At 41.9% G+C, this 25,928-nt stretch carries 23 protein-coding genes, 1 riboswitch and 1 other annotated feature; of the genes, 4 read left to right on the top strand and 19 right to left on the bottom strand.

Annotation, left to right across the window (positions count from 1 at the left end):
* On the bottom strand, positions 1–909 hold the full coding sequence (nadA, locus tag B5G11_RS07515) for a quinolinate synthase NadA (protein ID WP_087252724.1): 909 nt from the start codon (positions 907–909) through the stop codon (positions 1–3).
* 265 nt (positions 910–1,174) lie between these two features.
* On the opposite strand from nadA, the gene B5G11_RS07510 reads away from it, so the two are divergent.
* The gene (locus tag B5G11_RS07510; RefSeq protein ID WP_087168498.1) at positions 1,175–1,687 is read left to right on the top strand and encodes a GrpB family protein; all 513 of its coding nucleotides are present in this window, start codon (positions 1,175–1,177) and stop codon (positions 1,685–1,687) included.
* Between the two features lie 62 nt (positions 1,688–1,749).
* Here B5G11_RS07510 and B5G11_RS07505 read toward each other — a convergent pair whose 3' ends face one another.
* The 6 genes from B5G11_RS07505 to B5G11_RS07480 form a co-directional block, all read right to left on the bottom strand.
* On the bottom strand, positions 1,750–2,505 hold the full coding sequence (locus B5G11_RS07505; RefSeq protein ID WP_087252723.1) for a ZIP family metal transporter: 756 nt from the start codon (positions 2,503–2,505) through the stop codon (positions 1,750–1,752).
* A gap of 1 nt (position 2,506) precedes the next feature.
* Positions 2,507–3,727 (bottom strand): tyrosine--tRNA ligase, encoded by a 1,221-nt coding sequence (tyrS, locus tag B5G11_RS07500; protein ID WP_087252722.1) that lies wholly within the window; start codon positions 3,725–3,727, stop codon positions 2,507–2,509.
* Between the two features lie 65 nt (positions 3,728–3,792).
* Entirely contained in the window at positions 3,793–4,899 is a 1,107-nt protein-coding gene (locus B5G11_RS07495) for an NUDIX domain-containing protein (protein WP_087252721.1), read from the bottom strand.
* Between the two features lie 69 nt (positions 4,900–4,968).
* Positions 4,969–5,230: a binding site (T-box leader), on the bottom strand.
* A 62-nt stretch (positions 5,231–5,292) separates the two neighbouring features.
* Entirely contained in the window at positions 5,293–6,087 is a 795-nt protein-coding gene (locus tag B5G11_RS07490) for a creatininase family protein (protein WP_087168502.1), read from the bottom strand.
* Positions 6,077–6,700, bottom strand: a complete 624-nt coding sequence (locus tag B5G11_RS07485; RefSeq protein WP_087252720.1) for an ECF transporter S component — start codon at positions 6,698–6,700, stop codon at positions 6,077–6,079. The genes B5G11_RS07490 and B5G11_RS07485 overlap by 11 nt, the downstream gene beginning before the upstream one ends.
* A gap of 92 nt (positions 6,701–6,792) precedes the next feature.
* Positions 6,793–6,911: riboswitch (FMN riboswitch) on the bottom strand.
* A 59-nt stretch (positions 6,912–6,970) separates the two neighbouring features.
* Positions 6,971–7,789 carry a MurR/RpiR family transcriptional regulator gene (locus tag B5G11_RS07480; protein ID WP_087168504.1) on the bottom strand — a complete coding sequence of 273 codons (819 nt, stop codon included), beginning with the start codon at positions 7,787–7,789 and terminating at the stop codon, positions 6,971–6,973.
* A 154-nt stretch (positions 7,790–7,943) separates the two neighbouring features.
* On the opposite strand from B5G11_RS07480, the gene B5G11_RS07475 reads away from it, so the two are divergent.
* From B5G11_RS07475 to B5G11_RS07465, 3 genes are all read left to right on the top strand, one after another.
* Positions 7,944–9,731: an aminopeptidase P family N-terminal domain-containing protein gene (locus B5G11_RS07475; protein ID WP_087252719.1), complete on the top strand. Its 1,788-nt coding sequence runs from the start codon at positions 7,944–7,946 to the stop codon at positions 9,729–9,731.
* Positions 9,732–9,823: 92 nt separating this feature from the next.
* Positions 9,824–10,708 carry a zinc dependent phospholipase C family protein gene (locus B5G11_RS07470; protein WP_087168506.1) on the top strand — a complete coding sequence of 295 codons (885 nt, stop codon included), beginning with the start codon at positions 9,824–9,826 and terminating at the stop codon, positions 10,706–10,708.
* Complete coding sequence (locus B5G11_RS07465) at positions 10,705–11,937, top strand: MFS transporter (protein ID WP_087252718.1); 1,233 nt, start codon at positions 10,705–10,707, stop codon at positions 11,935–11,937. Before B5G11_RS07470 ends, B5G11_RS07465 begins: the two co-directional genes overlap by 4 nt.
* Positions 11,938–12,017: 80 nt before the next feature.
* Here B5G11_RS07465 and B5G11_RS07460 read toward each other — a convergent pair whose 3' ends face one another.
* The 12 genes from B5G11_RS07460 to B5G11_RS07410 form a co-directional block, all read right to left on the bottom strand.
* Complete coding sequence (locus B5G11_RS07460; RefSeq protein ID WP_087252717.1) at positions 12,018–13,637, bottom strand: phosphotransferase; 1,620 nt, start codon at positions 13,635–13,637, stop codon at positions 12,018–12,020.
* Between the two features lie 412 nt (positions 13,638–14,049).
* Positions 14,050–15,207 (bottom strand): ATP-binding protein, encoded by a 1,158-nt coding sequence (locus tag B5G11_RS07455; protein ID WP_242958971.1) that lies wholly within the window; start codon positions 15,205–15,207, stop codon positions 14,050–14,052.
* A 459-nt stretch (positions 15,208–15,666) separates the two neighbouring features.
* Positions 15,667–16,845 carry a UDP-N-acetylglucosamine 2-epimerase (non-hydrolyzing) gene (gene wecB / locus B5G11_RS07450; RefSeq protein WP_087252715.1) on the bottom strand — a complete coding sequence of 393 codons (1,179 nt, stop codon included), beginning with the start codon at positions 16,843–16,845 and terminating at the stop codon, positions 15,667–15,669.
* Between the two features lie 13 nt (positions 16,846–16,858).
* Positions 16,859–17,128 carry a hypothetical protein gene (locus B5G11_RS07445; protein WP_087252714.1) on the bottom strand — a complete coding sequence of 90 codons (270 nt, stop codon included), beginning with the start codon at positions 17,126–17,128 and terminating at the stop codon, positions 16,859–16,861.
* Between the two features lies 1 nt (position 17,129).
* Positions 17,130–17,303: a hypothetical protein gene (locus tag B5G11_RS16305; RefSeq protein WP_158099232.1), complete on the bottom strand. Its 174-nt coding sequence runs from the start codon at positions 17,301–17,303 to the stop codon at positions 17,130–17,132.
* Positions 17,304–17,406: 103 nt separating this feature from the next.
* Entirely contained in the window at positions 17,407–18,603 is a 1,197-nt protein-coding gene (locus B5G11_RS07440) for a capsular polysaccharide biosynthesis protein CapF (protein WP_087252713.1), read from the bottom strand.
* Positions 18,603–19,649, bottom strand: coding sequence for a polysaccharide biosynthesis protein (locus B5G11_RS07435; RefSeq protein ID WP_087252712.1), 1,047 nt, complete (start codon positions 19,647–19,649; stop codon positions 18,603–18,605). The genes B5G11_RS07440 and B5G11_RS07435 overlap by 1 nt, the downstream gene beginning before the upstream one ends.
* A 23-nt stretch (positions 19,650–19,672) precedes the next feature.
* Positions 19,673–20,977 (bottom strand): flippase, encoded by a 1,305-nt coding sequence (locus B5G11_RS07430; protein WP_087252711.1) that lies wholly within the window; start codon positions 20,975–20,977, stop codon positions 19,673–19,675.
* Positions 20,978–20,997: 20 nt separating this feature from the next.
* Positions 20,998–22,194, bottom strand: a complete 1,197-nt coding sequence (locus tag B5G11_RS07425; RefSeq protein ID WP_087252710.1) for a glycosyltransferase — start codon at positions 22,192–22,194, stop codon at positions 20,998–21,000.
* 9 nt (positions 22,195–22,203) lie between these two features.
* A complete protein-coding gene (locus tag B5G11_RS07420; RefSeq protein WP_087252709.1) occupies positions 22,204–23,409 on the bottom strand; it encodes a hypothetical protein in 1,206 nt (401 codons plus the stop codon).
* Complete coding sequence (locus B5G11_RS07415; RefSeq protein ID WP_087252708.1) at positions 23,390–24,634, bottom strand: glycosyltransferase; 1,245 nt, start codon at positions 24,632–24,634, stop codon at positions 23,390–23,392. Before B5G11_RS07415 ends, B5G11_RS07420 begins: the two co-directional genes overlap by 20 nt.
* Positions 24,635–24,650: 16 nt before the next feature.
* A complete protein-coding gene (locus B5G11_RS07410; protein ID WP_087252755.1) occupies positions 24,651–25,841 on the bottom strand; it encodes a glycosyltransferase in 1,191 nt (396 codons plus the stop codon).
* Between the last annotated feature and the right edge of the window lie 87 nt (positions 25,842–25,928).

Genomic DNA, 25,928 nt, shown 5'->3' with positions numbered 1-25,928 from the left:
TTATTTCGCAAGCTTCAGCATCTGCTCCATGGCATGTTTTGCCTTTTCACTGACTTCGGCATCCACCTGCACCTCATTACTCTCGTCCCGCAGACAATCCCTGATCTTCTCCAACGTCACTTTCTTCATATCATGGCAGCACTGCTCCTTCTGAATCGGGTAAAACTTCTTGTCCGGATTCTGTTTCTTCAGTTCGTACATCACTCCGGTCTCCGTTCCAATCAGAAATTCTCCGGCATCGCTTTCTGCCGCCGCCTTGATAATGCCGGAGGTACTTCCTGCATAATCTGCAAGATCCACCACTTCTTTCGGACATTCCGGATGAACAAACACCAGGGCATCCGGATGTGCTTCTTTGGCGCTTAACACTTCTTCGGCAGTCATCTGATGATGTACCGGACAGTACCCGTCTCCGAGAATAATCTCCTTTTCCGGTACCTGAGCTGCCACAAAACTTCCCAGATGCTGGTCCGGTATAAAATAAATCCTCTGGTTTGGCAGTGCCTTTACCACCTTCACCGCATTCGCCGATGTCACGCAGACATCGGAATACCGCTTAAGCTCCGCAGTCGAATTAATGTAACATACCACCGCCAGTTCCGGATCACTCTCCTTCATCGCTTTGATTTTTTCCACATCGGCCATATGCGCCATGGCACAGTCTGCCGTCGGATCCGGAAGCAGCACTTTTTTCTCCGGATTTAAAATCTTGGCACTTTCTCCCATAAAAGAAACTCCTGCAAAAACAAGAATCTTTGCATCCGTCTCCTTTGCCACCTTGCTCAGATAAAACGAATCCCCGGTATAATCTGCAATCTCCTGTACCTCATCCGGTACATAATAGTGTGCCAGTATCACGGCCTGTTTCTCTTTTTTCAGTATCTCAATCTCTTCTCTCAAAGAACTCATTGCGGTTTCCTCCCGTATCTTTACTCATTTACACCGCATTATACACCTGATTTTTACAGGTGACAAGACACCTGTTTCAGAATTGTAAATTCTGCTGGCAGAACAAAGAAAAATAAGGACGATTTCAATCGAAATGACAATACAGGAAAGAGAATCTGTGGTACAATAAATTTTCAGGAAATGCGAAAACCTTACGGACAGAAAGTACAATATCTGCGAAGTAAAAGAGACATAAATAATCTACTATAAATAGGAGGTGCAACGAATGGAAGGTGTAAAGCGCTATTGCGTTCGTCTTCTCACTCATAACGAACAGTGGAAGGAAGAATTTCAAAAAGTAAAGCAGTCTATTCAGGAGCAGTGGGCTGATAATGTTCTCGATATCCAGCACGTTGGAAGTACCGCCGTCCCTCTCATCTGTGCCAAACCGATTCTCGATGTGGCTGTCCGGCTCCGGTCGGTTCGGCAGTTGGATCCGTCTTTTCTCGAAGCACTCGGTTATGACTACTGTGGAATCCAGCACGGAAATCCTCTTCACCACTTATTTGTCCTGCGTGGTCCCGGTGAGATTTCTCTTCAGCATATCCACTGTTACGATCAGACCGCCCCGGAATTTGACCGGATTGTCGGTTTCCGGGACTATTTAAACGCCCACCCGGATGCTGCAAGGCTGTATGAAGCATTAAAAAAGGATCTTGCCGAAAAATATCCGGACAACCGTCCGGCCTACACAAAAGGAAAAGAGGATTTCATCCAAAATATCTGTGAAAAATTTTGAGTATAAAAACAGCCGGCACGTTTTCGTACCGGCTGCTTTTTACGCGCTTATTTTGTTTATCGTTAATGTGCATGCATAAACATCATGCCGAGAAGGATTCCAAGAACCGTGAAAAATGCAGGCATTTTCCCTCTGTAGAGAGCGTTTGCCTCCGGCAGGATCTCGCCAAAATTGACGTAGAGCATGGCTCCGGAAGCAAAGCTTAAGCTGATGGCAAGTCCCATCTGCCCCATGTCGCCGATCCAGTACCCAAGGACGCCTCCGACAATGATCGCCGCCCCGCTCAATGCGGTCAGCAGGACTGCTCTGCCTTTGGACATTCCCGCTGCCAGAAGAGGTGCGCAGATCGCCATTCCTTCCGGCACATTGTGGATCCCGATAAAGATGGCGAGAGTCAGGGCCGGGCTTCCGATCAGGCTTCCGTGGCTTACCAAAGATGCACCGATCGTCATACCCACCGGAATATTGTGACACGCCACTGCAACCATCATTGCGACTCCGGCAGTCATCATCTTCCGGCTCATACGGCTTTTTGCCTGCTCTGCCTTCTGATCCATCACCCGTTCCAGAAGATAGACGGTCAGGAAACCAATGATCACAAAGACGGCAATCCCACATTTGGACATTCCGGTTTCCAGTGCGTCGTGAAACAGATCCAGACAGACAATGCTGATCATGGTTCCGGACGCAAAGCTCAACAAAAGACTCATCGCCTTATCCGAGCCCTTCCTTACCGTCGTGCTGAGCGCCGCTCCGATTCCGGTTCCTCCGATTCCCGACAATGCTGTCAATACAATAATCGTAATAAGCATTTTCATATTATTTCACCACTATTTTACGGAAATTTTTCTTTCCTCTCCTTAAAACAAAGTCTTCTTCAAAATCTTCCTTCGTGTATGCGGTGTAGGTATCCGTTACCTTTTCGCCGTTGACTGCGGCTCCTCCCTGCTGTACTGCACGTCTTGCCTCAGACCTGGACGGTACCAGACCGCTCTTATGGAGCAGAGTCAGGATATCGATTTTTCCCTCTGTAAAGTCTTCGTCAGTAAGCTCACAGGTCGGCATCTCAGCTGCGCTTCCGCTGGAGAACAGTGCACGGGCGCTGTCCTGTGCCTTCTTCGCCTCTTCCTCGCCGTGAACCAGCTTGGTCAGCTCGTATGCAAGAATCTCTTTTGCCTGATTTAACTGGCTGCCTTCCCAGGAATCCATCTTGTCAATTTCTTCCAGCGGAAGGAAGGTCAGCATACGGATGCATTTTAATACATCGGCATCTGCCACATTTCTCCAGTACTGGTAGAATTCAAACGGAGATGTCTTGTTCGGATCCAGCCATACCGCTCCGGACTGTGTCTTGCCCATCTTCTTTCCTTCAGAGTTCAGAAGCAGTGTGATTGTCATGGCACACGCATTCTTTCCTAATTTCCGGCGGATCAACTCGGTACCGCCAAGCATGTTGGACCACTGATCGTCCCCGCCGAACTGCATATTGCAGCCGTATTTCTGGTACAGCATGTAGAAGTCGTAGCTCTGCATGATCATGTAGTTAAATTCCAGGAAACTAAGTCCCTTTTCCATTCTCTGCTTGTAGCACTCCGCACGCAGCATGTTGTTGACACTGAAATGCGGTCCCACTTCACGGAGAAAATCAATGTAGTTCAGATCAAGAAGCCAGTCAGCATTATTTACCATGAGTGCTTTCCCGTCTGAGAAATCAATAAATTTACTCATCTGCTTTTTAAAGCATTCACAGTTGTGCTGAATCTGCTCCGGCGTCATCATGGAACGCATATCTGTTCTTCCGGACGGATCCCCGATATATCCGGTTCCGCCTCCTACCAGGGCGATCGGCTTGTTCCCTGCCATCTGAAGACGTTTCATCAGGCAGAGCGCCATGAAATGCCCTACATGAAGGCTGTCCGCTGTCGGGTCAAACCCGATGTAAAAAGTCGCCTTTCCGTTGTTGATCAGCTCTCTGATCTCTTCTTCGTCTGTAACCTGAGCAATCAGGCCTCTTGCTTGTAATTCCTCGTAAATCTGCATCTTCCTTACCTCTTCTTTCCTTATATTATATGAACATGATCTGTGAAATTCGTCCGCTTTCGCGTCTATTTCGGCCCTGCCGGGAAATTTCCCCGGACAAAGCGCCCCTCTTTTTCCACCTGTTTCACAAAACGGTTCACTTCTTTTCTTGTCTTTAAGACAATCAGCTTGGTGCCGGATAGTTTCTTCATATATCCATAGTAATGCGCCTTGCTTCTCCGGTCAAAATTCCAGATCCGTTTTAGAAATCCCGGATCAAACTTCTCCGGACATCCCGGATTCATGCTCGGCCTTGGCTTCCCGTAATTTGTGAGCACCCGCCTGAGCACGCTCAGAATGCAAAACCACCGTTTAAAATCCAGATAAATCACGGTGTCGCACACATCCATCCGATGCTCCACTGTCCGTGGAAAATTCCCGTCCATGATCCATTCCGGCTTGCGGATCTCGCTTTGGGTGAGCCGGTCAAACTCATCGAAAGGCTTCCGCTTCCACCCGTTGTCCCATGACAGCGCATCCAGGTAGACAACCGGGAGATCCATGATCTTCCCAAGTTGCCCGGCCAGCGTAGACTTTCCACTTCCGCTGCACCCGAGAATAACGATCTTCTTTGATTCCTGTCTGTTCTTTCCCCGGCAAGCCGAGTATCGCTCTTTTCTCCGGTCTTCCTTCAAAAAAACTTCCATCTTTTCCCTGAGTCGGCAAAACCGCTGATAGATCGGAGGGGCAATCTTTCCTTCTTCTCCCATCCGGACAAACTCCGAAAGACTCACCCACCTGGCATCTGCGGTCTCTCCTTTCTGAAGACGGATTTCTTCAACAGGAACAGTTTTTCTGACAATGTAGAAATCGATAAACGCATACTCTTCCATCTGGGAATCCAGAAGATGAAGCTCGTTTTCCCTCACCCGGATCCCGGTCTCCTCAAACAGCTCCCTTACCGCTGCCGCCCTGCTTTCCTCGCCGGCCTCCAGAGCTCCGCCTGTATTCTCCCATGTTCCCGGATACTTCTCCTTATCCGGAGAACGCAGCGTCAGCAGGATCTCATTTTGGTCATTGACGACACACGCAACCACAACAATATGAAATTCTCCCTTTACCATCGGATCTTTCCTGCCCGCCTGCTTCCCAAGCGGCTGCCGGTTTTCATCAAATAAATCCCATACCTCCATGGCCTGTAACCTTTCAGAACAAAGTTTCCTGGAACAAAGTTTCCTGTTAAATAAAAATCCCCCGTCCTTAGAAAGGACGAGGGTTATGCTCGTGGTACCACCTTTTTTCCCGGAATCAATCCGGCTCAGTAAGACATCTCCTTCCTCCACTCACCATGGAATCCCGGAAATATCCCGGCACTTTAACGTGTGCCCTGACGTCACAGCCTACTTACTTTCGGTGTGAAGCTCCAAGATGTATTCACAACAAACTTTTCCTGCACCTCTCATCAACCGGTAACTTTCTGTCTGAACCTGATCTGCTGCTACTTCTTCTTTTCTCAGCCTTTTTCCTATACGCTTATGTCAAATACTAACCGATTCCCGTGCGCTTGTCAAGCCTCTTTTTCGTGTTTACGCTTTCCATTTCCGTATTTCCATAAGCCCTGGAACCAGAACTTTCGCACTCGTCTCCAGAATAATCCGGCCTTTTTCGGCCGTAGCTCCGCCCGGATCGCCTCCGATACCGATCGGTTTCCCTTCCGCTGTCTTCCAGTCTTCTGAAACCCATCCGATTGTAACATTTCCTCCGGTCTTCAGCGTCTGATTGCCTACAAACGCACTTGGTATTCCCGCCTCGGAAGTCTCCAGCTTCACCAGTGTCTCGTCGACCGCCATCACCATGGATGTCTCCATTTCTCCTCCATGAAAATCGTAATGATTGCCTTCTGATATTGTTGCCTGTACATCCGGATGTCCAAATGCTCCCGATGACAGAATAAACGGCGACATTCCAAGTTCACTCCGAAGCTCACGGCTTAAGATCTGAATCACCGGCAAATTTCCTCCGTGACATACAAGAAATGCGATCTTCCGAAAACCATGGCGGTAAAGGCTCTCACTGATATCATAGAGCAGATGATAGTACGTATCCGGCTTTAAAGTAATGGATCCGCAGAAATTCTTGTGCTCTGTGCTCAGACCAACCGGAATAACCGGAAACGCAAGAATCGGGAAGTCTGCTTCTCCGGCTTCCTCCAGCGCTTTTCCAAGGTATTCCACCATTGCTTCCGCAATGATGTCATCTGTCCCAAGCGGCGCCTGATTTCCATGCTGCTCCAGTGCTCCCACCGGAATCAGTACGATCGTCTCCTCCTTATCCACCTGTTCCATTTCCAGACGCGTCAGTTCTCTGTACTTACGAATCATACCGTTCCCTCCATCCTTTGACAACTCCCACTTCTTTCAGCCTGTCATACAGAAGATATCCCACAATATAATTCAGCAAAAGCTTGATCAGATTGAACGGGATTGTCGCCAGTATGAGAAACAGCGGAAGATTTCGAATCAGAGGATTGACTGCTCCCACGGTGCGGACCACTTCATCCAGAGAAAGGCCCATCGCCGATGCATAAAGCGGAAGTGTAATGCACGCATTCAGGACACAGGAAAACGCAATCCGGATCGGAAGATTGATCCCAAGCGAAATCACTGCCGCCTTTCTCGTCTGTCCCATCTTTTTGAACACGATCCACAGCGGGAGCACAAACAGCAGCGTCCCTAGAAGATTGGCGAATTCACCGACAAACATTGTCGTTGTCCCAACCGTGATCAGCTTGATCAGAATTTTGATGACCTCCACACAGATTCCGGACACCGGACCCAGCAGAAATGTCGCGATCACAGAAGGAACGTCGCTGAAATCCACCTTATAAAACGGCGGCATCAAAGGAATCGGAAATTCCAGTGACATCAGGATGCCGGCAACAGCCGAAAGCATAGCCGTAATGATGAAGTAGTAGGTTTTGTTTTTTGTTCTCATATAGTTTTCTCCTTTCGAATGATGTTACAAATTTCGTAAATCCTTCGAAAGAAAAAAATCCCAGCACCAGGGGCACTGAGATTCTATGTTCACTGTTTCTTCTCCCATCCAGACTGTCACTGTCGGTTTTGGAATTTCACCAAATCAGCCACATACGTGGGTCACGGACTATACCGTCGGTAGGGAATTACACCCTGCCCCGAAGAATTTATTCATTTGCAGTATTATCGTAGCACACTTATATCCATTGTGCAATACATCTGATGCAATTTATGGATTTGTAAGTGCGCGGGCCGTATCCTGCAAAAACGCATCGATCCGCTCCTGATCCTGTTCGAGGCAGCAGGCATACAGCAGGTCCATCATAACCAGAATCGGAAACTGAGGAGAAATCGCATCTCCATACTCCAGATTGTCCAGTGCCGGGACGAGAATCACCTCGTCACAATACTCCATAAAATCCGGGTTGTTCCGCGCTGTCACAAGGACGCATCCGGCCCCCCTCCGCTTCGCCTCCTGAAGCATATACTGAACCTCTTCCGTCTGCCCTTTCATGCTGAATCCGATGACCAGAGAGGTTTCATTTTGAAAGACCGCCCGCATCCGGATCATGTCCCGGTCCACGAGAGAATTGATATTCAGCCCGATCCGCATAAACCGAAGCTCGGTCTCTCTGGCGGCAATCCCGGAGCTTCCAACGCCGCAGACAAAAATTCTCTCCGCCTGAAACAGCATCCCGGCAATCTTTTTGAATTTCTTTTCATCAGCCAGATTATACGCCTTATTCAAAAGCTCCTGATAAGTATCCAGCACCCGTCTTGTATTATCTGCAAAGGGTCTGCTTTTCTTCTCCCGAAATGTATCCTCGTACTGATAGATAAACTCCCTGTATCCCCGGAATCCGCATTTTTTTGCAAACCGGGAGAGAGATGCCTCGGAAACATAAAGCCGTTCAGAAACCGCCTTTGCGGAAAAATCCCGCTTCTTTTTATTCTGGATAAAGAAATCCGCGATGGTCCGCTCCAAAGCTGTAAAATTCTCATAGTTGTACTCAATCACCGGTATGATCGACCTTGCGTAGTGCTCCATGTTCTTTTCCTTTCTTCTGTCTGTATTTTACATAACACTACCGAGAGTATAACACAGGTTTCACAAAAATAATACTAACTCTCCCATAGTTTTTGTGTTATAATGAGATTGTTTGATAATGGCATGTTTGCCGGAAAAATAGGAGGTTTTTATTATGAACGTACCTGAAAGAATCGCAAAATTGCGTACTCTTATGGAAGAAAAGGGAATTGACATCTATGTTGTTCCGACAGCTGACTTCCATCAGAGCGAGTATGTTGGAGAACATTTTAAAGCGAGAAAATTTATTACCGGATTCTCCGGATCTGCAGGAACCGCTGTCATCACAAAAACAGGCGCTTACCTCTGGACAGACGGAAGATATTTCATCCAGGCTGCAAAGCAGCTCGAGGGCTCTACAGTTGAACTGATGAAAATGGGCGAGCCGGGTGTCCCGACTATCCATGAGTTCCTTGCCGATACATTACCGGAAAACGGCACACTCGGATTTGACGGACGTGTAGTTTCCATGGGGGAAGGACAGGATTACGAGTCCATCGCTACCGAGAAACACGGAAAAATCGTTTACGAATATGACCTCATCGACCAGATCTGGGAAGACCGCCCGGCCCTTTCCGAGGAACCGGTCTTCGCACTGAATCTGAAATATACAGGTGAGACAGTTGCATCCAAGCTGTCCCGTATCCGTGAAGACATGAAAAATGCCGGAGCAACTGCTCATGTCCTCACAACACTGGATGATATCTGCTGGACACTCAACATCCGCGGAAATGACATCGAGTTCTTCCCGCTTGTGCTGTCCTACGCAGTGATCACCATGGATAAAGTAGACCTCTACATCAACGAGGCAAAATTAAGCAGCGAAATCAAGGCGGATCTGGAAAAAGACGGTGTTGTCTTCCATCCGTACAATGACATTTACGAAGACATCAAGAAAATCGGAACTGACGAAGTGCTTCTGATCGACCCGGCAAGACTGAACTACGCACTTTACAACAACATCCCGGAAGGTGTTGCAAAAGTCGAAGAGCGTAACCCGGAGATCCTCTTCAAGGCAATCAAAAACGAAGTAGAGATCGAAAACATCCGTCAGGCTCAGATCAAGGACAGCGTCGCACATGTGAAATTCATGAAATGGCTCAAGGAAAATGTGGGCAAGATGACGATCACAGAGATGAGCGCATCTGACAAACTGGACGAGTTCCGTGCAGAGCAGGGCAACTTCATCCGCCCAAGCTTCGAGCCTATCAGCTCCTATGGTGAGCACGGTGCCATCGTACACTACACATCCTCACCGGAGACAGACGTTGAGCTCAAAGAAGGCGGACTGTTCCTGACTGATACCGGTGCCGGATTCTACGAAGGTTCCACAGACGTTACACGTACCTACGCCCTCGGAGAGATCCCGCAGATCATGAAAGATCACTTTACACTGGTTGCAATCAGCAATCTCTCCCTTGCAAACGCACGCTTCTTAAAAGGCTGCACCGGAATGACTCTGGACATGCTTGCAAGAAAGCCGTTCTGGGACAGAAACTTAAACTTCAACCATGGAACAGGACACGGCGTTGGATACCTTCTGAACATTCACGAAGGCCCGGCAGGATTCAGATGGCAGTTCCGCGCAGGCGAGATTCAGCCGTTTGAGAAAGGTATGATCATCACAGACGAACCTGGTATCTACATCGAAGGAAGCCACGGTATCCGTCTGGAGAACGAGCTTCTCACATGCGAAGGTGAGAAAAACGAATACGGACAGTTCATGTACTTTGAACCGATCACTTACATCCCGATGGACCTTGACGCCATCAATCCGGAAATCATGACAGCAGAAGAAAAGAAAATGCTCAATGATTACCACAAGACTGTTTATGAGAAAATTTCTCCATACCTTGACAATGAGGAGAAAGAATGGCTCAGAACATACACAAGAGAGATCTAAACCGAAAACTGATTTCAGATGCAGCGATACGGCTCCGGTGCCTTCAGGTGCCGGAGCCGTATCTGTTACTACCATGAACAGGAGATGATATTATGCCATCCATCTATGCACACTACACCTTCGGAGAAATGATGAAAAAAGCATTTCCGGCCGATATCCGCAAGCTGATTTCCCTCCATGAGGATCTGTTTGAAATCGGACTGCACGGCCCGGATCTGTTCTTTTATTACCATGCACTTCTCAAAAACCGTGTCAACCGGACCGGCTACCACATGCACGATGTAAGCGCTGCACCATTCTTCCGGCGCTCCAGAGATGTGATTTTATCCGCAGCCTCCATATCCGAGAAACATGCCCGGTTAGCCTACATTCTTGGCTTTCTCTGTCACTTCACACTGGACAGCGTCTGCCACAGCTATATTGAGAAAAAACTCACGGAGGATCCGGTTACCCACTCCGATATTGAAACCGAGTTTGACCGCTATCTTCTGTTGAAACAGAATAAACGCCCGCTTCACGCAAAGGTGACTTCACACCTCCACGCTTCAACGGCAGGAGCAAAAGCAATCCAGGCGTTTTTCCCGACACTGAGCGTCCGGCAGGTAGAGTCCTCCATTTCTTCCATGATCTGGTACAATGACCTGTTTACAACCTCTGACCGGCTCACACGCAGTCTCGTAACATTCTTTATGCACGCCACCTTTACCTACAAAAGCCTCGGCGGACTGCTGATGAAGGAAAAAGCCAATCCGCACTGCGCGGACAGCAACCTCAGGCTTCACAAACTGATGGAGGCATGCGTGCCGCTTGGCCTCTCACTTACGAAAAATTATGTTGCATTTTTCAATCACGGAGAACCGCTCTCGCCTTATTTCCGCCATACTTTCGGACCAAAACCAGGCTGGGAACATATCCCGGTCTTATCCTTAAAAGAAGAGCGCCGTTACAAACCTGACACGGAGGAACTTTCACAATGAAATGGAAGACAACATCACTGGAAAAGAAATGGATTTTTTACGACGTAGGAAACTCAGCTTTTACTCTCCTGGTTTCCACCATTATGCCGATTTATTTTAACTACCTTGCATCGAGCGCCAACGTCTCGGAAGTCGATTACCTCGCTTTCTGGGGATATGCCACTTCGGCTGCAACGATTATCACCGCCATCCTCGGACCGGTTCTCGGAACAGTCTCGGATTTCAGAGGATGGAAAAAGCGGCTTTTTCTCTTCTCTCTTCTGATAGGGGCCTGCGGCTGCGTGGTGCTTGGGTTCTTAAGCTCCTGGATCTGGTTTCTGCTGATTTTTGTACTTGCAAAGGCAGCGTACTCTCTGAGCCTGATCTTTTATGATTCCATGCTCACCGACGTCACTACCGAAGAGCGGATGGACGAAGTCTCCTCCCGCGGCTACGCCTGGGGATATATCGGAAGCTGTGTTCCATTTTTAATCAGCCTGGCTCTGGTTCTCTTTTACGAAACACTGGGAATCTCGATGAACCTGGCCATGAGCATTGCATTTCTGCTCATCGCTGTCTGGTGGGTCTGCTTTGCGGTACCGCTTCTTCGAAGCTATAAACAGCTTCACTGTATCGAAAATCACGATCACGCGGTCTCCTCCGGACTTCGCCGGCTCGGCCATGTGTTTGGAGAATTGAAGAAAAACAAGAAGATTCTCTTCTTCCTGATTGCCTTTTTCTTCTACATCGACGGCGTGTACACCATCATTGACATGGCAACCGCCTACGGAACAGCTCTGGGTCTGGATACGACCGGACTGCTTCTGGCACTTCTGGTAACGCAGATCGTTGCCTTCCCGGCCGCACTGATTTTCGGGCGCTTGAGTGGAAAATACAAAAACGCAAGCCTGATCAATATCTGTATCGCAGCATATTTTCTGATCGCCCTTTACGGCATCACTTTAAAAGAACAGTATCAGTTCTGGATTCTGGCTGTCTGTGTCGGAATCTTCCAGGGCGCGATCCAGTCCCTCTCCCGGTCCTATTTTGCCCGGATCATTCCGGCTGAACGCTCCGGAGAATACTTTGGCATCTACGATATCTGCGGAAAGGGTGCATCCTTCCTCGGAACCACTCTGGTCTCCGCAATGAGCCAGCTCACAGGAAACATGAATCTTGGCGTCGGTTCTCTCGCCGTCATGTTCCTGATCGGATTTTTCTTCTTTCTTCGTACCGAAAAATTATCCTAAAACAAAAAAGGATCTCTTCCGGCACGCCTCATTTAAAGGCTGTCCAGAAAAGATCCTTTTTCTTTTCTGTATGCTATTGTTTATGCGTATTTCCGAACGATCTCCTGCATTTTATCAAAGCACTGCTCCATCTCGTCCACCAGACGGAACTGTGTCCGCGCACGCACCAGATTGTGCTCCGGATACTCTGTCTTAAAGTAGGTATCTCCTTGAAGGTAGTCTGTCAGGAAACGGATACCGCACTCCAGTGTCATCAGTCTGGCCCCCCACGGAAGGCTTTCGATCTCTTCCTTTGTAAGCACATCCTTTGTCTCCTCCAGATATCCTTTTACATAAAGCTCGTACAGAGAAATATCAAAATGGACCAGATCCAGGTTTTTCTCATCCTCTGCCGCTGTCGCCGCGCCGAACCGAATGGAATCACCAAAATCATTCGCTGCAAGGCCCGGCATGATCGTATCCAGATCGATAATGCACAGCCCTTTTCCAGTCCTGGAATCAAAAAGAATATTATTTAACTTCGTATCATTGTGAGTCACACGAAGCGGAAGCGTTCCGTCATCCTGCTGTTTCACAAGCACTGCACAGTCATCCTTGCGTTTCAGGACGAAATCAATCTCCGGACGGCAGCTGCCTTTCCGGTTTTTCAGATCCCGTTTCAGGGCAACCTCAAACGCTTCAAATCTCTTAACCGTATTGTGGAAGTCCGGAATCGTCTCATGCAGTCTGGATGCCGGATAATCGCCAAGCTGTTTCAGGAAATGGCCAAAACTGCTGCCGGACTGATAGAACTGCTCCGGCTTCTCCACCAGCTGGTAGCACTCAGAATCCGGAATAAAGTTGTAGCATCTCCACGGCTCCCCTTCACTGTCCTCAAAATAGTTGGCTCCGCTCTTCGTCTTGATATAGGCAAGAGTCTCCCTGTCCGGATCTCCGCCCTCCTCGCGGATCACATTTCTCAGGTATTCGGTTACGCCAAAGATATTTTCCATGACACCGGCCGGATCCTTGAATACATTGCTGTTGACTCTCTGAAGAACATAGGAAAGCTCATCCCCATTTTCACCCGGTGTATAAACCGCATATGTCTCGTTGATATGGCCTGCGCCAAACGGCTTCACATAGCTGCATCTCGGTCCAAAACCAAACGCATAGATCGCATCCTCCAGATCACGATTGTCCACACCGTCAATCTTCCGGTGGGTAGAGAAGATCACATCTCCAGCCTCTACCTTCTGTTTGATTCCGATATTACAGTTTGCCTTTACCACACTGTTCAGGCTGATATGAGCACCCTTTGCCACATGGGAATCATGATCGACTACCGCACCACTGTTGATCAGAACTCCGTGTTCGATCACCGTATGCGTATTAATCACTGCCTTCTGCATGACAAATGTACCATTTCCAATAACAGCGCTCTGGCTTACAAAGGCTGTCGGATGAATGATCGCCGGCACCTTGTATCCTGCTTCCATCAGCTTTTCCGTCCAGAAAAGCCGCATATTATTGTCTCCAAGTGCAGCTACTGCCGTGTCATATTTTTCAAGAAAACTCTTGTAATCACAGCATTTTCCGATCACGTCCTTATCTTTCAGAGCGTCGTCCAAAAATACAACATCCTCATAGCCTAAAAGCCATGCTGTCTCCTGAATCATGTGCCCAAATCCACCGGCACCTAAAATCAATAAGCTCTTCATTGCATTTCTCTGTAAGAGATATCCTATTCTCTTATCTTCCCTTTCTCCATATTTTACTCTTATCCTCTCCCGCCTTCTTCGGCGGCAAAAGGCTAGGGTCATCATCTGGCACCCCAGCCTTAAGTATATCTATTATATCAGATTTCCAGTAAAAAGTCTTATTTTGCCGAAAATTTCTTTACGACTTTTTCCAGAATCTTTGCAATTTTATTACAAGGTTCTTTACAAATCAAAGAAGTTTTTCCGGTATTACTCCCAGATTTTCAAAGAATACTGCCATATTGGAATACCGTTTGAGTGAATTCCCGTTTTCCATAATAAACTTCCACCAGAAGCAGAATGATCTTCTTAGTCATGCACTCCCACCTTTCCTGCCCGGCGCATGGCCATTTCTATCTCATAAATATTTGTCCTATTCCTCACCATCTTTCCCTGCTTTTTGGAAAAATACGTGATTCAGCATAGGAATTGCTCCATATTTACCAGACACATAACCCTTGGCAAGATTTTCTGATTTCCGTACATCCTTGATCTCTACGAGGGAATATAAATCTGTCGCCCGATCTTTGTTCAATTGTGTAAACCAGACCTGATCTCTGCGAAACAGTTCCCTGTTCAACAGACTCGTATCATGAGTTGAAAAAATCAACTGAGCAAATATATCTTTTTTATAATTCTGAAACAGCTGCACAATTTTATAGATAACAGCCTCATGCAGACTCGCTTCCAGCTCATCGCAAATCAATACTTTACCTGTATTCAATATGTCAATCATCGGGCAAATAATTTCAAAAAGCCGCTTGATTCCGGATGATTCCTCATTTAATAAATCTATCTCGAATTTATCATATATGACTTTCGCTTCTATACGGTTGCCCTCCTGTTCTGGAATCAGGCCCATCAAATTATCAGGAAGTTGTAAATCCCTCTTTAAGTCAGTAAATTTTACCTTTTCTACCTTTAACTTCACATCCTGGATTCCGGTATCCAAAGCGTTCAGCATCTGCAAAAATTCTTCTTTGATAGAAGGATTATCCTGCATAAGACGAATCGAATATTCCGTCCAATTATTCATGGAAGGATTGTAAATCACAATGTCTGTAGTAAAAAAGAGAAATGCTTCTTCCAGTTCTCTCACATTACTATAATTGGCAGCACACGAAAGAAATAAACGGTTTTCTTTTAACACATCTTTAATACTGACATCAAAGGATGATTTATAGCGGTTTCCCGGCTGAATGTTCATTCTGTCCCGCTCAAATATTTTTACCTGTCTGCCATTTGGAAAATAATACAAATATTCTTCAGTAATGGCTCCTCCCTCTATGCTGAAACCATACGCATACCTGACATTTTTACGTATAAACTGAATGTCAAACGTACTTGGCTTCTCTTTTTCAGATAATTTGTGTGTGGCCTGAGGGATCTTCTGGCCCGGCTGATATGAGATACTGGTCTGAACCAGATTGCACATAAACAGCAGGGCGTTGATAAAATTACTTTTGCCAGATCCATTTGCTCCATATATGACAGCCGATCGTAAAACCCGAAAATTGTTATAAACTTTCAAAAGCTCTTCTGATGTGTCGTCTTTTCCCGCGATCATAGAAAATCTGATCTCTTTTTTAATAGACTTAAAGTTTGAACATCTGAATTCTAATAACATTGCGCCACCTCCTTTATATCCTTATGATACCCCTTTTTCTTTGTTTTTGTCAACGAATTTGCATTTTTTATGCAAATCATGTGTTTAAAATATTTTATTTTGAGTTTTATTTTCTCCATAAGGATTCCATTTATTCAGGTGATGCAACTAATATGAATATTCCAAAATAGTTTCCTGCATACTCTCCCCTGACAAATGTCTCTGCCGTATTCTGTTTGTAAATAAGTTGAATCGTTCGGCGAACACCGTTGAAACTCGAAAGGCAGAATGCCGTTCGGATAATGATAAAGTAACATAAAGAATCGGCAGAGACAAGATGCCGGGAAATGAAAATTTTCTAAAGTCTGCTGGATGGTCTGGAGTTTAGAACTTTCTCCAGACCATTTTGTTTACAACACCGGTATAGCTTTGGATGATCTTGACAACTTTGGTGCTGACATTTTCTTCAATGTAATCCGGAACCGGAATTCCATAATCCCCGTTCTGGTTCATTTCAACTGCTGTGTCCACAGCCTGAAGGAGAGAATTCTCATCAATACCAGCCAGAATAAAGCACGCCTTATCAAGAGCCTCCGGACGTTCTGTAGATGTACGGATGCAGACTGCCGGGAACGGATTTCCAATGGAGGTAAAGAAAGAACTCTCCTCCGGCAGAGTTCCGGAATCTGATACAACCGCAAATGCATTCATCTGAAGGTGGTTATAATCGTGGAATCCAAGCGGCTCATGCTGTACTACCCGCGGATCCAGTTCAAACCCTGATTCTTCCAGACGCTTTCTGGAGCGCGGATGACAGGAGTACAGAATCGGCATGTCGTACTTTTCTGCCAGTTTGTTAATTGCTGTAAATAATGAACGGAAGTTTTTCTCCGTATCGATATTTTCCTCTCTGTGGGCAGAAAGCAGCATATATTTCCCCGGTTCCAGTCCAAGCCGTTCCAGAATGTCCGAGTTCTGAATTGCTTCCAGATTCTGATGCAGCACCTCTGCCATCGGGCTTCCCGTTACATAAACACGCTCTTTTGGCAGCCCGCATTCATGCAGATATTTTCTTGCATGCTCACTGTAGGCCAGATTTACATCGGAAATAATATCCACGATCCGGCGGTTTGTCTCTTCCGGCAGACACTCGTCCTTGCAGCGGTTTCCTGCTTCCATATGGAAAATCGGGATATGCAGCCGTTTCGCCGCAATCGCAGACAGACAGGAATTGGTATCTCCAAGGATCAGAAGCGCATCCGGCTTGATCTGGTTCATCAGCTTGTAGGAGCAGTTGATGATATTTCCAACTGTCGCTCCCAGATCATCCCCCACTGCGTCCATATAAACTTCCGGGTCATCCAGTTTCAGATCACGGAAAAAGACGCCGTTCAGGTTGTAATCATAGTTCTGTCCCGTATGGGCCAGAATACAGTCAAAATAGCTCCTGCACTTGTTGATCACCGCGCCAAGCCTGATAATCTCCGGGCGGGTTCCAACGATAATTAATAATTTTAATTTTCCATTTTCTTTAAAATGAATATCTGAATAATCTGTTCTCATATTTTCTCCTATTCTACATCAATCGCATAATACATGGGAATACAGCCCTCTTCCACCTTATCCCATATTCAGTCTGCTCGATATAGCCAACACCTAAATTATAGTATCCAACAATTTTTTTATTATCATCTGTTAAAAGTACATAAGTTTTTCCAAAATTATTATCTAATGAAATGGAATCTTTTAAGAATTGATCGAGATATTCATTACCAGAATGGAAAGATGATGCCAGCTTCTGATAGCTGGCATCGTAAAGAACAACATTGATCTGATTATATGCCATACTACTCCTTTGTAATAATTGCTTCCGGCCTCTGAGTCAAAGGATTAACACCAAAAGAGATTTTATGAGTCTTAAAATACTCTCTTCTCGCTTTTGCCTCTTTTGACAATGGCTTTCTGACAGTTAAATCCTTTGATGTAACAAAAGGCTGGTCTGAAATGCGAGCATAATTCATGATAATCCCCCTTTCTGTTTTTCCAAGTATAACACCCGTAAAACAGATTGTAAAGATTCCAGATGCTGTTCTTTTTTATTCTTTCCGAGTGATAATGATTTTATTATACCGTCTCGCCAAAGGTATCCGGGTGTTCCGGATCAAACGGCTCATTTGCCCACATAACCGTCACCAGATTCTCTGTTTCTGACAGGTTGATGATATTGTGGGTATACCCTGGAATCATATCCACTACCGTAATATCATCGCCGTTTACTTCATAATTGACAACCGGATACGGATTTCCATTTTCATCTTCACCGATCTTGCGGAGCTGAATCAAGCCTTTTCCCGATACCACTACGAATTTTTCATTCTTTGTATGATGCCAGTGCTGCCCCTTCGTAATCCCCGGTTTACTGATATTGACAGACACCTGTCCACGGTCTGCAGTCCGCAGGATTTCTGTAAAACTTCCTCTGTCATCCTTGTTCATCTTTAACTTATAAGAAAAACCGTCTGTCGGCAGATAGGAAAGATAGTTTGCATACAGGCGTTTTGTAAACCCATCGCTCATATCCGGAACAGACAGATCGTTTCTGCTTTCCTTGAACTGATATAACAGATCCACAATTTCTCCCAGTGTAACATGGAAAGTCACCGGACAGATGCAGAATCCCTGCTCATCCCGATGCTCTTCCCCATTCAGTGCCAGAATCATTTCTTCAATCAGATCATCAATGTACAAAAGCTCCAGTTCCGTGCTTCTGTCATTGACAGTAATCGGAAGACCATTGGCAATGTTGTTGCTGAATGTCGCCACTGCCGAATTATAATTCGGACGGCACCACTTTCCGAACAGGTTCGGGAAACGGTAAATCAGCACTTTCGCGCCCGTCTCCCCGCTGTATTTCTGAAACAGTTCTTCCCCTGCCAGTTTGCTCTTTCCATACTCGCTTCCCGCAAAACGTCCGGTGAGACTTGCCTGAATACTGCTGGAAAGCATGACTGGCGCTTTATTTCCATACTTCTTTAATGTGTCCAGAAGTGTGGAAGCAAATCCAAAATTTCCTTTCATGAAGTCTTCCTGATTTTTCGGACGGTTGACTCCTGCAAGGTTAAAGACGAAATCCGCATCTTTACAGTATGCATCCAGTTCTTCCAATGTAGAATCGATATCGTACTCATAGATAGTCAGATCTTCCGGATGTTCCAGTCCTTTGATCGGATGTACCCGGTCTTTTCCATCACGAATGTTTTTCAGAGAAGCAACCAGATTTTTTCCTACAAACCCTTTTGCTCCGGTAATTAAAATCTTCATTACTGATTCTCCCATTCTTTTAATTCATTTTGAATATAAGAAAGTGAAAGCAGTTTTTCTTTGACCGCTTCCACTCCTAAAAGTTCTGTATTATTGGAATTAAATTCTGTTAATGGATTTCTCTCAATATCTCCGTCTTTAAAATATTTATCGTAATTCAGATCACGCTTGTCTGCCGGAACCCGGTAGAAATTACCCATGTCGATGGCATGTCCACACTCTTCATTGGTCAGCAGTGTCTCATACATCTTCTCACCATGACGGATACCAATGACTTTCAGTTCATTCTTTGCATGGAACAGTTCCTGAACTGCCTTTGCAAGCACTTCGATCGTGCAGGCCGGAGCTTTCTGCACCATGATATCCCCACTCTCCGCATTCTGGAAAGCAAACACAACAAGTTCTACTGCTTCTTCCAGGCTCATGATAAATCTGGTCATGGTCGGCTCTGTCAGTGTCAGGTCCTTGCCTTCTTTGATCTGGCTGATAAACAGCGGAATCACCGAACCTCTGGAACACATAACGTTTCCATATCTGGTACAGCAAATGGATGTCTTAGCCGGATCAACAGTTCTGGATTTGGCTACAATTACTTTTTCCATCATTGCTTTACTTGTACCCATCGCATTTACCGGGTAAGCTGCCTTATCGGTAGAAAGACAGATGACCTTTTTCACACCTTCTTCGATCGCTGCGGTCAGAACATTCTCTGTACCAAGGACATTCGTCTTCACTGCTTCGATCGGGAAGAACTCACAGGACGGAACCTGCTTTAATGCTGCCGCGTGGAAAATGTAGTCTACTCCATGCATCGCATTTCTCACAGAATTGATATCCCGGACATCGCCTATGTAGAATTTCAGCTTATCGCTGTATTCCGGGAACTCCCTCTGATAGAAATGTCTCATGTTGTCCTGTTTTAATTCATCTCTTGAAAAAATGCGGATCTCTTTAATATCCGTCATTAAAAAACGGTCCAGAACTGCGTTTCCAAACGAGCCTGTACCGCCTGTGATTAAAAGTGTTTTGTTGTTGAATTGTGTCATTTTCCTTTCATTCCTCCTAGTATTTATTTTGAAAAAATATTTGTAAGCCTTTTTGCCATTTGAAGTGCATATTTTGGATTAACCGCTGTAAAAACAAAATAGTTGTTCCTTCTTATTGGCTTTAAGAAAAACGTAATACCAACATTGGTAAATGCCTGCGTTAATAATGATGCCCAAGCTGCGCCATTAATTCCTAATACTGTAATTAGTATATAATTCAAAACTAAATTTCCCAGAGCCCCGCAGGAATTAATAATTAGAAGATACCTTTGCTTATTTTCCGCAAGCAGCCAGACATCTCTTATTCCCCCTATATATGAAAAAGCTGAATACCAAATAATTATCTGCAACACTTCTATTGATTGAGCATAATCATTCCCATATATAATAGTGATAATCTGCTTTGCAAACACTGTACATACTATGCCTTGCAATATAGAAAGATAAATAATAATAGAATATAAATTGATAATACTTGTCTCATATTTTTTCTGATTAATTAATTTATTCTCATAAATTAAAGGCCTTACAGAATCAATAATTGCGACAAATATAAATCCACTCATTGTAGCACATGTCACAGCAGCCGAATAAATTCCTGTAGCTTCATTGCCAATCATAATTTTTAGCATTACTTTATCTTGCTGTGCAAAAAGTGTTACCATAAGTGTTGAAATAATATAATATTTACTTTTTGAAATAATTCGCTTCCCGATTTTTTTTGAAAATCTTAGTTTTTGTGTCCCTTTCTTTTGATATAAAAAGATCAGAACACTAGACGTAATAAAATAATCTAATGCATACGACAGTGCAAACGAGTAAATGCTTGCTCCTTTAATTAATAAAAGGATTTTATATCCAGAAACTACGAAATATGCAAACATCATCGTAAGCGATGTATACTTAGATAATAATTTTGCCTGATACCAATACTGAATCATTTCCAAACTTTGGAAAATGAGCATTATGCTATATAAGCCACAAACAATAAAAGTATCCCTTTCTCCTCTATTTGCAATAGATACAAATAGTAAAACGCCAATAATACATAGTAAACTAGAAATTACACTCATAAGCAGGGAGGTTCCCACTATTTTTCCTTCTTCATCCTTATGAGATATAATCTCTTGAACCATCACTGAATTGATACCCAACAAAGCAATTGGAGAAACAAACGATGTTATGGAAATAGCATAGTTCAAAATCCCGTAATTTCCTGGTCCTAAATACCTCGCTGTTAGCATTGTTACTAACAAGCTTAAAATCATTTGCACACATTTACAGATTATTATCCAAGCACCATTTTTTAGTACATGCTTTATTTCCATTTATAATATCCTCTTTCTTTTTATAGGCTATGATATAAATTTATGTATTCGTCATATTTATCATCTTTATTAAAAAGCGATGCTCGCATAATACAATCTGTCTCTGAATAAATATGCTTTTCACATATATCAATTATACTATTAATCAACTTTTCAATATCTTCGTTATGGATAACCATTCCGCATTTATAATCGATGCATTCCGGGCTACCTCCTGTATTAAATGTGATTACTGGTGTTCCACAAGCAAGCGCCTCTATATTAACCATTCCTAAAACTTCTTCTCTTGTAGGATTAACAAAAACATCCGCTGCTGTATAAATTTTAGCTAATTCCTCTTGACTTTGTGTTCTGTGAATTGAAATAATAGATTTTGGTAATAGTTTATCTATTTTTTCATTAGTTCCCACTAATACAATTTTAAACTTCTCATCTAATATCTGAGAAAGTTTAACAAATACATCCAATCCTTTTCTTGGTCCCCAATCAAATGCTACTCCTAGCACTATATACTCATTCTCTTTAATATTATATTTGTGACGAAATGAACTTTTAATAGGTCGAAAAATTTTCGTATCAATTCCATTGTAAATAACTTTTACAGGATAATTTTTTAAATACGATTCCTGCACTAATTTTTTTAACCATATTGATGGAGTTACAATAGTCAATTTTTCAATTTCGCTAAACCATTTTTTCTTTAACTTCCACATCTTATTTGTCCGGTCGAAATATGTAGCTGGATACTTCCTGTATTGAGGGCATTCGTAGCATCCTTTTTTCCATTTTTTGCACTTCACCATAGTGAAATGTGGACATTGACCTGTGAAAGCCCAACAGTCATGAAGTGTCCATACTACTTTTATATTTTTCCTCTTAATAAAACGAAAAAATATCCAGAGATTAAGATTCATTTTATGAATATTATGTAAATGTATAATATCTGGCTTTTGTTTATATATCTTGTGCACTGTCCACATTGTTTTAAATATCGAAAAGCAACCTTGATATCCTGTTATTTTTTCCAAAAAGTGATTAGCTTTTCTTGATAGTGTCCCCTTAATCAAAATATCATCCGAATTTTTCTTTAAATTTATCGGCAACTCTGGATATACTAATATGGATTTATCTCCATTCTCTTCCAATCTCTTTTTGATTGCTAGCATAATCTGTCCAGTACTACCGTATAACCCTAAATTTATTTGAACAATTTTCATAATCCCCTCCTAATTTTTAACTTTTTTTGCTCGTAAACCATATATAAATAAAACAGAACATAATAATGAATAGGTAAGTGGCTCTGAAGAAGTTTCAATAATAATAAGAAGAATTAGAATTACTTTTGAAAGAACATTATCTCTCATTACTTTGATACCTCTCCAAATACAATAAAGAAAGAATATTCCAACAGTTAGTCCAAACATTGCAAAATATAATAAAAGAGTATTGGTATTGCAAATAAATCCATAATATCCATTATAGTCAATAGAATCCAAATAAAGGGTAGTAAAATTATCAATATTCTTAGGACCTACCCCAAAAAACAGATTGTTCTTAAATGCCATTAAATTTATGAAAACAGAGATGGTTCTACTATCTAAAGACATACTATATGAATTATTTTGAAATTTTTCCAAAATAACTCTTTGTGCAATTGGTGATAACAAAAATATTATTCCTGCAAATGCTCCTACCAAAATCAATAAATATTTCTTTTTCTTTTTTTTAGAAATGTCCTTTTTTAAAGTATACAAACAAAATACCAAAATGAGCGAAATATATCCAGTTGTAGAAAAAGTTGTCAGTATTGCCATGGCTAGTACAATTTTATGCCATAAAATCTCATCAAAATACACCGAAAATAGTAATGCTACAATTAAATATATTTGATATACTCCTGGCTCCCAAAATGGTCCCATATTCCTCATTAATCCGCTACTATAAATTGTAGTAAAAAATAAATTTTTATACTCTAATCCATTGTGATTTGTAATCGTTGGTAATATTGATAGATTACATAAAAATGGTGTTAGCAAAAAACATAGCAGCGAAAAAATAGAAAGGAATAGCATGATCTTTATATATCTACGTGCAAATTCAGTAAATGAAACTCTTTTTGAAAAAAAATATCCAAAGAGCAGATTTATGATTAATATAAAATATCCACCTGTAAAATCTCGATTTATTATCATAGATAAAACAAGCATAATAGTTGTAATAAAAATTAATATACTTTCTCTCGAAATAACTACTCTTCTAAAATCACTTTTAATTATCCAATATAATACAATAATTATTGTTATTATTTGAGCTATTCTCAAATAATAAAAATTACTATTTTGTGCAGTTATGAGAGTGTCTGTTGAAAGAATCACAAATATTACCAATAAAATTGGTGTAATACGTTTAAAATTATTTATTCCCTTTGTCATCACAATTCAATAGCTCCATTATCTTTTTTGCTTGTACATTATAATTCTTATTTTCTATAATGAATCTCCTGTTTCTTTCTCCTTCTTTATTTATCTCACCTATACTTTTATTACATACTTCTAATATTGCTTCTTTTATAGCATCTGCTGAATTATCTTTTATATAATGTAAAAAAGAATCGTACTCTTCAGGTATTCCATCTAGCTTATATGCGATTACAGGTCTTCCAGCTAACATATTTTCCATTATTTTCGATGGAAAAGAATATTTGGTATATATTCCATTATTAGGACGTGGATTGATATATACAGTTACTTTTTTTTCAAGTTCATATATTGTTTCTTTAGTTACATACCCGTAATAGTGAATTCTTTCATCCTTTCTTTCATAATTACGAATATAGTCCTCCAATTCTCCCCTTCCGCAAATCCATAACTGAAATTTTGGATCAACAATTTTTTCGAATGCTTGAATTAATTGTTTAATTCCATATTGTTCGCTTAATCCACCGGCATACATAATTACCCTATTCTGCTCTGTTTCACAAAGATAAGAAATTTTTCTATCATCTTCCTTTGCAATCCCCTCTAAAACAATATATGGCTTATTTTCAATATTGATTGCTTTAGCCATTTGTTTTGTTATCAAAACATACTTATCTGCAATGGATGCAAGTTTTAACGCTCTTGAATCTCTATACGAATTTATCTTTTTCATAATTCCTTTTAATCCATTATCATAAGCAAATTCTCCTCTGAGATCAGCAATAATAAAACAAATCTCTATTTTTGATTTATATTCCCTTTTTAGTTTTTTCGCTATTTCAAGGAATGGTAAATATATATCATAAAAAATAATTTTTATCTTTTTTTTATCCTGTATTTTCATTTCTATCCAATTTTTTATAAATTTCCAAATAACTATTTTTCTATAGAAATGTTTTACAAAGAAAAAATTAATAAATCCTACCTCAATATTATTTTTCTGTCCCGATTTCCGTTTCCATTTATGTGTTTTAATTAAAAATTTAGAACTTAACTTCGGATAATTTCCTAATGGCAAAGAATTAATAATAGATACTTCCTCTTGCAATTGAGTTTCTATTGCATCTATAAAATTCCATTGAAGAATATTACAAGCATTTGGAACCCCTGCATGACTTATTTTTAATAAATCATTCTGTTTATCTTTTTCAAATAACAAACCAACATAAAGTATCTCCATCTAACATTTACTCTCCTTATAATAATTCCTCATATATTTTTAAATATTTTTGATAACTATAGTTCTTATCCCATTCTTTTCTGAGCTTTATATCAAAATTTCTACTATCTATTGTTTTGATCGCGCTATATAATTGTGAAATATTACCTTTTTCTACAATTAATCCATTATTTTTGTTTATACTTTCCACACTTCCTCCTGTATTATATGTAATTACCGGCGTCCCACAAGCTAGTGCTTCTAAATTTGTTGTAGGAAAATTATCTTCATATGTTGGATTGATAAAAACGTCGGCAGCTGTATAAATTTCTGCTAATTCATTAGGATTATTCGTTTTGTTTATACCTAAAATATTGATAGGTAACTTTTCTTTATCCCTATCGGAAACTCCTACTAATACAATTTTATAGTTATTGTCTATAATCTTTGATAAATGAATAAAGTCTTTAATCCCTTTTCTTCCCTCCCAATTACTAGCAACTCCTAGTAGTATTTTTTTTCTTTCCAATCCGTATTTCTTTCTAAAATTACTTTTTGTAGGAGAAAATATTTCTAAATCTATCCCATTCGGAATAACATGTATTGGATATTCTTTCAAAAAGGACTCTTTTACTAATTCGGCCAGCCAATACGATGGACTAATCAGTTGCATTTTTTCCAAATTACAGAAAATTTTTTTCTTTATTGTATAATTTTTATACGAATTATCCATTAAATAACTTTTGGGATAACGACTTTTCTGTTTGCAATGATTACATCCATCTTTTTTCCATTTTTCACATTTTATATAATCAAAATATGCACAGTGTCCTGTAAACCCCCAACAATCATGCAATGTCCACACCACTGGTATTCTATTGGCCTTTAAATATTCAAACAACTCTACAATATTTAAATAATATCCATGTAAATTGTGCAAATGAATAATATCTGGTTGAAAATCATCTATTTGTTTCAAGAACTTTCTCGTAGATTTTTTTGAGCCTAATCCTGCATTGTCTAATACTCTACTTTCTAAAGCATGCACTTTAACAGACATGCTATTCCCTATTCTTATTGCATATCTTTGATACTTTCTAGGAACTTCTTCCCGTCCATATGCAATTTTGCATTGATGTCCATTTTTCTCTAACACTTCTGCTATATCTGTGCATATTCTTCCTGTACTACGTATTCCACACACACTATTAATTTCTAAAACTTTCATTTTACTCTCTTTTTTACTCCTAGCACCAATATTATTAGTTTTGTTATACAACTTATATCTTTCCTACATTATGCTAATTATTTATTG

Origin of the sequence: Drancourtella sp. An57 (assembly GCF_002161525.1) — a bacterium.
Classification (GTDB): Bacteria; Bacillota; Clostridia; order Lachnospirales; family Lachnospiraceae; genus Sellimonas; species Sellimonas catena.
Note: the sequence above shows the minus strand (reverse complement) of the source record. Positions and strands in the feature narration are given on the sequence as shown.